This window comes from Streptomyces sp. E11-3, from assembly GCF_046540415.1.
Classification (GTDB): Bacteria; Actinomycetota; Actinomycetes; order Streptomycetales; family Streptomycetaceae; genus Streptomyces.
The window spans coordinates 1-9,685 of sequence record NZ_JAZGRL010000005.1 but is presented as its reverse complement, the minus strand read 5'-3'; the positions used below and the strand labels follow the sequence as shown (position 1 = coordinate 9,685).

General features: G+C 72.1%; 9 protein-coding genes and 1 pseudogene. 5 read left to right on the top strand and 5 right to left on the bottom strand.

What is annotated here, in order from left to right; genetic code table 11:
- Nucleotides 1-8 precede the first annotated feature (8 nt).
- The 4 genes from zapE to U9R90_RS33950 all read left to right on the top strand — a co-directional run bounded on the left by zapE (nucleotide 9) and on the right by U9R90_RS33950 (nucleotide 5,088).
- Nucleotides 9-1,103, top strand: coding sequence for a cell division protein ZapE (gene zapE / locus U9R90_RS33965; protein ID WP_411061129.1), 1,095 nt, complete (start codon nucleotides 9-11; stop codon nucleotides 1,101-1,103).
- 197 nt (nucleotides 1,104-1,300) lie between these two features.
- A complete protein-coding gene (locus U9R90_RS33960; RefSeq protein WP_411061127.1) occupies nucleotides 1,301-2,590 on the top strand; it encodes an MFS transporter in 1,290 nt (429 codons plus the stop codon).
- A 75-nt stretch (nucleotides 2,591-2,665) separates the two neighbouring features.
- Nucleotides 2,666-3,358 carry an alpha/beta fold hydrolase gene (locus tag U9R90_RS33955; RefSeq protein ID WP_411061125.1) on the top strand — a complete coding sequence of 231 codons (693 nt, stop codon included), beginning with the start codon at nucleotides 2,666-2,668 and terminating at the stop codon, nucleotides 3,356-3,358.
- Nucleotides 3,355-5,088: a carboxylesterase/lipase family protein gene (locus U9R90_RS33950; protein ID WP_411061123.1), complete on the top strand. Its 1,734-nt coding sequence runs from the start codon at nucleotides 3,355-3,357 to the stop codon at nucleotides 5,086-5,088. The genes U9R90_RS33955 and U9R90_RS33950 overlap by 4 nt, the downstream gene beginning before the upstream one ends.
- 281 nt (nucleotides 5,089-5,369) lie before the next feature.
- Here U9R90_RS33950 and U9R90_RS33945 read toward each other — a convergent pair.
- The 3 genes and pseudogenes from U9R90_RS33945 to U9R90_RS33935 form a co-directional block, all read right to left on the bottom strand.
- A pseudogene (locus tag U9R90_RS33945) lies at nucleotides 5,370-5,513 on the bottom strand (ester cyclase); the annotation flags it as partial.
- Between the two features lie 255 nt (nucleotides 5,514-5,768).
- Nucleotides 5,769-6,461: a metal-dependent transcriptional regulator gene (locus U9R90_RS33940; RefSeq protein ID WP_411055570.1), complete on the bottom strand. Its 693-nt coding sequence runs from the start codon at nucleotides 6,459-6,461 to the stop codon at nucleotides 5,769-5,771.
- Between the two features lie 8 nt (nucleotides 6,462-6,469).
- Complete coding sequence (locus tag U9R90_RS33935; RefSeq protein ID WP_411055569.1) at nucleotides 6,470-7,009, bottom strand: YbhB/YbcL family Raf kinase inhibitor-like protein; 540 nt, start codon at nucleotides 7,007-7,009, stop codon at nucleotides 6,470-6,472.
- 182 nt (nucleotides 7,010-7,191) lie between these two features.
- Between U9R90_RS33935 and U9R90_RS33930 the strand changes: the two genes are divergently transcribed.
- Nucleotides 7,192-7,896 carry a GntR family transcriptional regulator gene (locus tag U9R90_RS33930; protein ID WP_411055568.1) on the top strand — a complete coding sequence of 235 codons (705 nt, stop codon included), beginning with the start codon at nucleotides 7,192-7,194 and terminating at the stop codon, nucleotides 7,894-7,896.
- Nucleotides 7,897-7,980: 84 nt separating this feature from the next.
- Here the strand turns inward: U9R90_RS33930 and U9R90_RS33925 are convergent, their stop codons facing one another.
- Nucleotides 7,981-8,745, bottom strand: coding sequence for a peptidyl-tRNA hydrolase (locus tag U9R90_RS33925; RefSeq protein WP_411055567.1), 765 nt, complete (start codon nucleotides 8,743-8,745; stop codon nucleotides 7,981-7,983).
- A gap of 30 nt (nucleotides 8,746-8,775) precedes the next feature.
- Nucleotides 8,776-9,685, bottom strand: a 910-nt coding sequence (locus tag U9R90_RS33920) for a hypothetical protein (protein WP_411061121.1), incomplete at its 5' end; no start/stop codon positions are given.

The window sequence follows — 9,685 nt, the reverse complement described above, 5'->3', positions numbered from 1 at the left end:
GTCACCCCATAGCCGAAGCGGCCCCGCTGTCGCTGTGCGCGCGCCGGCCGCATGTCCCCGCCGACCGGCTGGTCGCCGAGATGGTGCCGCCGCCGCGGTTCCAGGCCGCGCGCTTCGAGACGTACGTGCCCGACCCCCAGCAGTCCAGCCAGGCCGAGGCGGTCGAGGTGCTCGGCGGATTCGCCGGGACACTGGGCGGCGCGCATGCCAGCGGTGCGGGCAAGCGCCGCTGGTTCGGCAAGAAGGCCGCGGCCCCGAGCGGCCCGCGCGGGGTGTACCTCGACGGCGGGTACGGCGTCGGCAAGACCCATCTGCTCGCCTCCCTCTGGCACGCCACCCCGGCGGCCCCGGAACTCAAGGCGTTCGGCACCTTCGTCGAGCTCACCAACCTGGTCGGCGCCCTCGGCTTCCAGCAGACGGTGAAGACGCTCAGCGGCCACCGGCTGCTCTGCATCGACGAGTTCGAGCTGGACGACCCGGGCGACACGGTGCTCGTGTCGAGTCTGCTCAGCAGGCTGGTGGAGGAAGGCGTCGCGCTGGCTGCCACCTCCAACACGCTGCCGGGCAAGCTCGGTGAGGGCCGGTTCGCCGCGGCCGACTTCCTGCGCGAGATCCAGGGGCTCTCGGCGCACTTCCGCGCCCTCCGTATCGACGGCGACGACTACCGCCACCGCGGGCTGCCCGAGGCGCCGCCGCCGTACTCCGACGAGCAGGTCACCAAGGCCGCGTACGCCACCGAAGGCGCCTCGCTCGACGACTTCCCGCACCTGCTCGACCACCTCGCCGATGTCCACCCCAGCCGCTACGGCGCGCTGACCGACGGTGTCTCGGCCGTCTGCCTCACCGGCGTCGAGCCCGTGCCCGACCAGTCGACGGCCCTGCGCCTGGTCGTACTCGCCGACCGGCTGTACGACCGCGAGGTTCCGGTGCTCGCCTCGGGGCTGCCGTTCGACAAGCTGTTCAGCGAGGAGATGCTGAAGGGCGGCTACCGCAAGAAGTACTTCCGGGCGATCTCCCGGCTGACCGCGCTCGCCCGCGACGCCGGCCAGCTGGCGCCCTCGGACCCGGCTGCCGGGCTCGACGGCTCTCCGGCTGCGGGCTGATCGCTGCGGCTGGCCGGACGACTCCCGCGAGGCGCGGGGCCGTTCCGTACGTAGTTGATCTCTGAACTTTTTCGCCTCTGGGTCTGGTGGCGGTACCGGAGTGGATGCTAGACATCCGTTACACGTGTTACTTGACACGTGTCACCACCCCCCGGTCCTCGGTCGTCGCCGACCGACCGTACGAGGAGGAGGGCACCGTGGCCCTTTCCGATCGCCAGAGCCAGAGCCAGAGTCCGGGTCAGAGCCCGAGCCAGGGTCCGAGCCAGAGTCAGGACCACGGTCAGCCCGTCGCGTCCGGCACCCCCCGCGGCCTGCTGCCGATGCTGCTGGTCGGCAACAGCGCCATGTTCACGCTCTATATAGGTGTCGGCGCGGTCCTGCTGCCGCTGCACATCGAGCAGATCGACGCGGCGAACAAGGTCGCCCTGCTGGGCATCGTCGGCGGTGTCAGCGCGGTCTTCGCGACCCTGTTCAACCCGATCGCGGGCGCGCTCTCGGACCGCACAGGACGCCGCAACCCGTGGATTCTGGGCGGCGGCATCGCCGCGGTCGGCGCGATGGCCCTGCTCGGCAGCGTGCACACCGTGCTGCTGGTGGCGATCGCCTGGTGCCTCGGACAGGCCGTGATGAACGTCTTCCAGGCGGCGATCACCTCCGTCGTACCCGACCGGGTCCCGCTCTCCGCCCGCGGCAGGGCGTCAGCGGCGGTCGGACTCGGGATGCCGATCGGGTCCACCCTCGGCGCGGTGCTCGGCTCGACCTTCGACGGCGACCTGCGCACCGGCTATCTGGTGCTCGGGCTGCTCGTCGCCCTCGCCGCGGTGCTGTTCACCACCTGCACCCGCGAGCAGCGGCGCCCTGCGCCCCGACCGGTGCCGCTCAAGGAGCAGTTGGCGGCGTTTCTGAGCGCCCTGCGCAGCCATGACTTCCGCTGGGCGTTCATCGGCCGGGCGCTGCTCGTACTCGGCTACTTCTGTGTCTTCGCGTACCAGCTGTACATCCTGCAGGACCACGTCGACCTGCCGTCCGGGCTCACTCCGGCCAAGGCCGTCGCCGTGATCACCCCGATCTCCGCGGTCACGATGGCGGTGTCCACGGTCGTGGGCGGGGTGCTCTCGGACCGGTTCGACCGACGCAAGCTGTTCGTCGCCGCGTCGGCGCTGATCTCCGCGGGCTCGCTGCTGGTCCCGGCGCTCTCGCCGACCTGGCCCGCGATGCTGGTCTTCGCGGCGCTCAACGGCCTGGGGTTCGGCTGCTTCATGGCCGTCGACAACGCGCTGGTCTCGATGATCCTGCCGAGCGCCGAGGACGCCGCCCGCGACCTCGGGGTGCTCAACATGGCCAGCGCCGGGCCGCAGATCCTCGCGCCGTTCGTGGCTTCGGTGGTCGTCTCGGTCTCGGGTGGCTACACCTCGCTGTTCCTGGTCGGCGCCGGGCTGGCGGTACTGGGCGCGCTCGCGGTGCGCCCGATCCGTGGCGTGCGCTGACGGCTGACCGGCCGCCTGCCTACCTGCCCGGCATCCACTCCGTACCCTCCCTACGTTTTCAGAAAGGCACCCACCTTGAAGCTGCACACCCGCGAGTGGGGCACCAGCGACCGCGTCGCCGTCCTGGTCCACGGGATCATGTCGGACCACCGCACCTGGCGCCGCGTGGGCCCCGCACTCGCGGACCGGGGATACCGGGTCATCGGTGTCGACCTGCGCGGCCACGGCCGAAGCGCACGCGGCACCTACAGCGCGGAGCTGTTCGCGGACGACCTGGTCGACACGCTCCCCGAGGGTGCGGAGCTGGCGCTCGGGCACTCGCTCGGCGGCCTGGCCCTGTCCCTCGCCGTCGAACGCCTGGCGCCCGCGCGGGCCGTGTACAGCGACCCCGCCTGGCCGCTCGGGCAGGCCGGGGCCCCGGACCCGGCCCTGTTCGTCCAGTTCCAACAGGCCAGCTGGGAGACGGTCGCGGAGTTGAATCCGCGCTGGGAGGCGGACGACATCGACGTCGAGCTGGCCACCCTCGCAGCCTGGGACCCGGACACCGCGATCGCCCTCTCCGGCACAGCCGCGGTCGACCGCGTACCGGCGTCCCCCGCGGTCCCTTCCCTGGTGCAGGTCGCCGACCCCAGCTTCCTGATCTCCGACGCCCTCAAGGAGGAGCTGGCACGCCGCGGCTTCGAGGTACGGACGGTCAAGGGCGCCGGACACACCATCCACCGCGACGACTTCGACGGCTTCCTCGGCTCGCTGGACGGCTGGGTATGAGGACCACGTCGCCGACCGCGCTCACCACGAGCGGCGAGGTACGGGGCGAGCGGATCGGACGCGTCCACCGCTTCCTCGGTATCCCGTACGCGGCCGACCCCGTCGGCACAGCTCGCCTGCGACCGCCCGCCAAACCGGCCGCCTGGGAGGGCGTACGGGACTGCGTCACCCCGTCGCCCGCGCCGCCGCAGGGCGGTGACCTGCTCCTGGAGGAGGTCGTCGGCTGCGAGCGGGTGCACACCGACGAGGCGGGCAGCCTCACCGTCAACGTCTTCACGCCCGCGGCCTCCGGCCGGCGGCCCGTCATGGTGTGGATTCACGGTGGGGCCTATGTGCAGGGCTGCGGACTCCAGGTGTGGACGGACGGCGCCCGGATAGCCGAGCGGTACGACATGGTCGTCGTCTCCCTCAACTACCGTCTGGGCGCCCTGGGTTGGCTGTACCTTCCGCAGCTGCTCGGACCCGACTACGCGGGCTCGGCGAACCTCGGCCTGCAGGACCAGATCGCGGCGCTGGCCTGGGTGCGCGACAACATCGCCCACTTCGGGGGCGACCCGGACGCGGTGACCGTCTTCGGCGAGTCGGCGGGTGGCGGCAGCGTCGCGATGCTCCTCGGCGCCCCGGCCGCCCGACCCCTGTTCCACCGGGCCGTACTGCAGAGCCCGCCGCCGGACGCGATCCGCACTCCCGACCAGGCGGCCCGGATCGCCGACGAGTTCGCGCAGGTGCTGCGCGAGCTCGCGGCCGACACGGCGGCGACCGCAGCCGTGTCGGATGGCGCCGTGTCGGGCGCCGCCGTGTCGGATGGCGCCGTGTCGGATGGCGCCGCGTTGGATGGCGCCGCGTTGGATGGCGTCCCGCCCGACAGCGTCGCCGACCCGGCCCACGCGGACGTGCGCACCGCACCGTTGGCTCTGCTGCTGGCCGCGCAGGAGGAGTTGGTACGCCGCTACCCGGTCGGGCAGATCCCGTTCACGCCGGTCGTCGACGGCACCGTACTGCCGCTGCCGCCCGCTCAGGCGCTGCGCAACGGGTCCTGTGCGCACATCCCCGTACTGGCCGGGACGAACGAGCACGAGGGAAGGCTGTTCACCGGCCTCGGCCCGCCCGCGCGACCCGAGGCCTTCGACGCCGCGCTGGCCGCCGCGTTCCCGGAGCCGGAGCGGGCCGCTCGGGCCCGGGCGCTCTACGAGGCGTACGAGGGCGGACCGGCCGGGGGCTGCGAGGCGTACAGGGGCGGGCCCGCTGCGGGCTCCGAGGCGTACAGGGCCGCGCCCGCTGCGGGCTCCGAGGGGGCCGCCACCGCGAACGACCTGCTGGCCGCGCTGATCACCGACCAGCTGTTCCGCGCTCCCACGGACGCGCTGCTCGACGCCCACACGGCGGGCGGCGGGCGCGCCTGGTCGTACCTCTTCCGCTGGCCGACCCCGGCACTCGGCGGCGGACTCGGCTCGGCACACACGCTCGACATCCCGTACGTATTCGACGCACTACACGCCCCCGGCCTGGCGGCGCTCCTCGGGGACGCACCGCCGCAGCGCCTCGCCGACGCGATGAGCGGCGCGTGGGCCCACTTCGCCCGGCACGGGTACCCCGCGCACGAACTACTCCCCGACTGGCCGGAGTTCACGCCGGACACGCGCCCGACGATGATCCTGGACAGCGAGCCGCGCCTCACTCGGGACCCGCTGAGCGATCGCCGGGCGATGTGGAACGGGGACGACAGTTGAGCCCCTGTCGAGGTCCTGCTGAGGCCTACTGTGCCCTGCTGAGGCCCTGCGGGTGACTTCGGCGAGGGGCACGCCGGGCCGGCCGCCCAGCTAGGCGATTAGCGGGTTATATCCCGCTATGGTCGGCGAGTGATCATCTTCGTACGGAGACTCGCCGCCGTCTGCGCGCTGGGAGCGGTGCTGGCCGGGTGCGGCGGCGCCGACCTCCCGCGCACCGGGGGCGCGGGACCGCACACCGCGCCCCCCTCCGCTTCCCCCTCACCCTCACCCTCACCCTCNACATGCGAGGAGTCCGAGCGGTCCTGGCCCATGATCGTGTGGGTGGCGGTCCGCTTGCCCTTGGTGGCCTCGGCCCAGCTGTCCAGCAGCTGGTTCAGCTCGTCGATGCGGCTTGTCTGGCAGTCGATGACCTGCACGAATGTCATGACGCTCATCTCCCGGTCTCGGAGCGTCCCGATGTTTTCAGGCTATGCCCGCCCCACTGCCCTGTCGCGGGCGCGAACCGACGCGGTGGTGTCCGTCATGGAACGACCGTGCGGGAGCCTGACCGTCTACGTCGTCGACCGGACCCCTGACAAGTTGCCCCTGCTCATGGAAGGAGGCCCTGGACCACGATCGTGGTCCAGGGCCTCCTCGTGCTTGCACGAGCCATGGCAACGGGCGGCGGCGCCCGGCTGGGCTCAGCGCTTGGCCACGAAGACGTGCGTGGCGGTCTGCGTGGGGAGCTCAGTGGCCTCCCCGCCACCGCCGACTATCACGCCGCCGGGCAGCGACGTCACGCTGACGACCGCGCCGGGCCGCACTCCGGCGTGCCGCAGGATGTGCATCAGCTGAGAGTCGGTCTGAACCTGCTCCCCTATGCGCCGTACGACCACGCTCCCGCCGTTCGGCCCGAGCTCCAGATCGCTGAGGCTGACCATGCTCTCGTCGGGGAACGGATCCACCGCGCTCTTCCCGCCGAGCTCCTCCAGGCCCGGGATCGGGTTTCCGTAGGGCGAATGTGTCGGGTGCCGCAGCAGATTGAGGACGCGGCGTTCGACGGCCTCGCTCATCACGTGCTCCCAGCGGCAGGCCTCGGCGTGAACGTGCTCCCACTCCAGGCCGATGACGTCGACGAGCAGGCACTCCGCGAGGCGGTGCTTGCGCATCACGCGTGTCGCCAACCGGCGGCCCTCGTCGGTCAGTTCGAGGTGCCGGTCGCTGGCCACGGTCACCAGACCGTCCCGCTCCATCCGGGCCACCGTCTGGCTGACCGTCGGGCCGCTCTGCTTCAGGCGCTCGGCGATCCGGGCGCGCAGGGGGACCGCACCTTCCTCCTCCAGCTCGACGATGGTGCGGAGGTACATCTCCGTGGTGTCGATGAGGTGGGACATGCTGCTGGTCAGGCGGGTGTTTCGGCGGTGGCGGTCAGGACCGCGCGGCCGAGGATGTGGCCGGCCATGGTGAAGCCCAGGACGGCAGGGGTGGCGTCGGCCGCAACGCCGATGGACTCGACGTCGAGGGCGTGCACCACGATGACGTACCGGTGAGGGCCGTGCCCGGCCGGCGGGGCGGCACCGATGAAACGGGCCGCGCGGGCGTCGCCCGGCAGCTGGAAGGCGCCCTCGGGCAGGCCCGAGCCGGTGTCGTCGCCGGCGCCCTCGGGCAGTTCGGTGACGGTGGCGGGGATGTCGGCGACCGCCCAGTGCCAGAAACCGGACCCGGTGGGGGCGTCGGGGTCGTAGACGGTGACGGCGTAGCTCTTGGTGCCTTCCGGGGCGCCGCTCCAGGACAGCTGCGGGGAGACGTCCTTCCCGCCAGGGACGCCGAAGATGCCGGAGAACTGCTCCGGCGACCAGTCGGCGCCGTCGGTGACGGTGGTGCTGGTGACGGTGAAGGAGGCCGCCTCGGGGAGGCGGGCGAAGGGGTCGTTGGCGCTCATCGCGTCGTTCCTTTCATGCCGTGCTGTGGGGTGGCGTCATGCCGTGCTGTGGGGTGGCGGTGATGCGGCAATGGAGGCCCCGCGGCGTCCGCCGCGTAGAGGCACCGCCGTCACCGTCCATCTGTCGTAATCGACCATAACACTAATAATCGATTATTCACTGGATCGTCTATGCTGCAGTCATGACCCAGACGGTTCACACCTCGACCTCATCGGCCAAGCAGATGCTCTCCGAGCAGGTCTACGCGCATCTGCGGGGAGCGATCCTGCGCGGGGACTACGCCCCCGGTGACGCCCTCAAGCCCCATGACCTGGCCAAGGAACAGGGCGTGAGCCTGGCCGTCGTGCGCGAGGCGCTCGTGCGGCTGGTCGGCGAGGGCCTCGCCGACCGGCTGCCCAAACGCGGCTTCGCCGTCCCGGCCTTCTCCGACCGCCGCTGGCAGGAGATCGCGGAGGCCCGCCGGACCGTCGAGCCGGTCGTGCTGCGTATGTCCATCGAGCTCGGCGACGTCGACTGGGAGGCCCGCGTACGAGCCGCCCACCACCGTCTGGCCCGTACCCCGGCGTACGTGCCGCAGGAGGGCGAGTACTACAGCGCCGCATGGTCCGAAGCCCACCGGGTCTTCCACCGCACCCTGCTGGAGGGTTGCGGCAACCTGGTCCTGCTGGAGACCTTCGACCGGATGTGGACCGCGAGCGAACTGGCCCGCCGCTGGTCGGCGCACCGCCGCCCCGACCGGGACCACGTGGGCGAGCACCGCCGGCTGGAGGAAGCGGCGCTGGCCCGTGACGCCAACACCGCTGCCGAGGTGCTGGCCCAGCACCTCACTCTGACCGCGGCGGGGCTAACCGGGTGCACCCACCACGACGCCGCGAAGGAAGCCTGAGCGCCTCGACGGGAGCTGAGCGGCGCCGTCCGCCCGGCTCGTCAGGTCAGCGGGTCCCTGCAAGAGAGCCGTACCCGCAGCGGGTCACGCCCGTGGTGTGCGTGGCAGGGAACCGACACGGTGGTGGCCATCCGCGACGACTGTGCAGGAGCCCGGGGCGATCTCCGTGAAGCCCGCGTCGCGGACCACCGGCCTGCCGCTGGTGGTGAGTTCGTGCCAGCGGGCCGGGTCCGCGGTGCGGACAGTGAGAGGGAAGCCCGCGTCGCGCCAGGCGGTGCGGTCGGGGGCGGAGAGTTCCCACCAGGCGAGTTGGGCGCCGTGGCCTGCCTGGGCCATGGCCTTTCCGGCCGACATGTCGACTTCGGGGTTCATCCAGAGGACCGGGGCCGAGGCGTCGGGCGCGGCCGGGGGCTCCGGGTCGTCGAGGTCGGTGCCGGAGACCTGGAGGCGGGCCAGGTCCTTGGGCCAGCCGTCCAGGGGGACCGGTGGGAACACCCGGACCTCGGCTGTCTCTCCGGTGACCGTGATGCCCGGCAGCGCCTCGGCCCGGCGCCACTCCGCGCCCCGGGCCCGCCGTACGACCTTGCGGATCCTGGCGTCCTGCCAGTCGCGGATCGCCTGCGCCCACTCGCCGTCGCCGACCGACCGCTCGTCGCTGAGCATCACCAGCACGGCGCGAGCCGCGGTCTCCAGCGCGTCCGTACGGGCCGGGGGAGCGGCCTTCTCGATACGGGCGACCAGAGGCAGGACGAACTGCGGGGCTACGTCGCGTGCCTCGCTCTCGCGGCGGAACGGGCTGTCGGCGTCGGCGGTGGTGTTGGTGCTAGTGGTGGTGTCGTGGCTGCTCACGCTGTTCAGTCTGCCAGCTGCCTGTGGGGGCTACGGGCACTCTCGGGTGCGGCGGTAGTCCTGGCCGCTGACGTACTCGACGCGCAGGTCCGCGCTCTCCTCGACGATGAAGAGCGTTCCGTCCTGGGGGCTCCAGTGCCGGGGTACGAGGAAGAGCCGGTCGCCGGAGACATGGAAGAGCCGGAGTCCCGCGTACCGGTAGCGGTAGGGGCTGCCCTTCTCCGCGACGACGGCCAGGCAGCTGCCGCCGCCGCGGATCAGCAGGTCGTCCTTGCTGAAGGCGACGACGGCGGGGAAGCCGTCGGCGACCGTGTCCGCCGTCAGCGCGGCTCGGCCCCGACCGACGATCTCGGCGTACGACGAGACCGACCAGAACAGGGCCAGTACGGCGATCAGTACGGCCGGGCCCCACAGCCTCAGGCTGCGGCGGCGGTCCGCGTCGGAGGCGCTCGGGTCCTCGGGGCGGGGGTGGGTGAGTGCGTACGCGGTGAGCGGGGCGCCGGCCAGCAGGGCGAGTGGGATGAGCAGTTCGAAGAGGGCGGGGGAGAGCGCGTAGAAGGGGAGGAGGAGCAGGGCCGGGCCCCAGGCGTATCGGAGTGGGCGCAGCACTCGGCCGGCCCGCCGCGGCGGCACGCGGTGTACCCAGCGGTGCGCCGCCGTCGCGGCCAGCGCGGCTGCCATGGCCAGCAGCACGGGGATGTAGAGGGCGTCGACACTGCGGAGCAGGTAGTCGGCGGTGGAGAACCTGAAGAGCGTGGGGTGCAGGCCCAACGTCTGGGTCTCGGCGTCGGTGCTGGCCCAGCCGAAGTAGAAGAGCACGGCGGTGAAGAGGGAGAGCAGCGAGCCGATGGTGCCGAGGAGCTCCGGCCATCGGGTGATGGCCGACGGGCGCGGCGTGGGTGGAGTTGGTGGAGTTGGTGGGGGAGGGGCTGTGGACGGG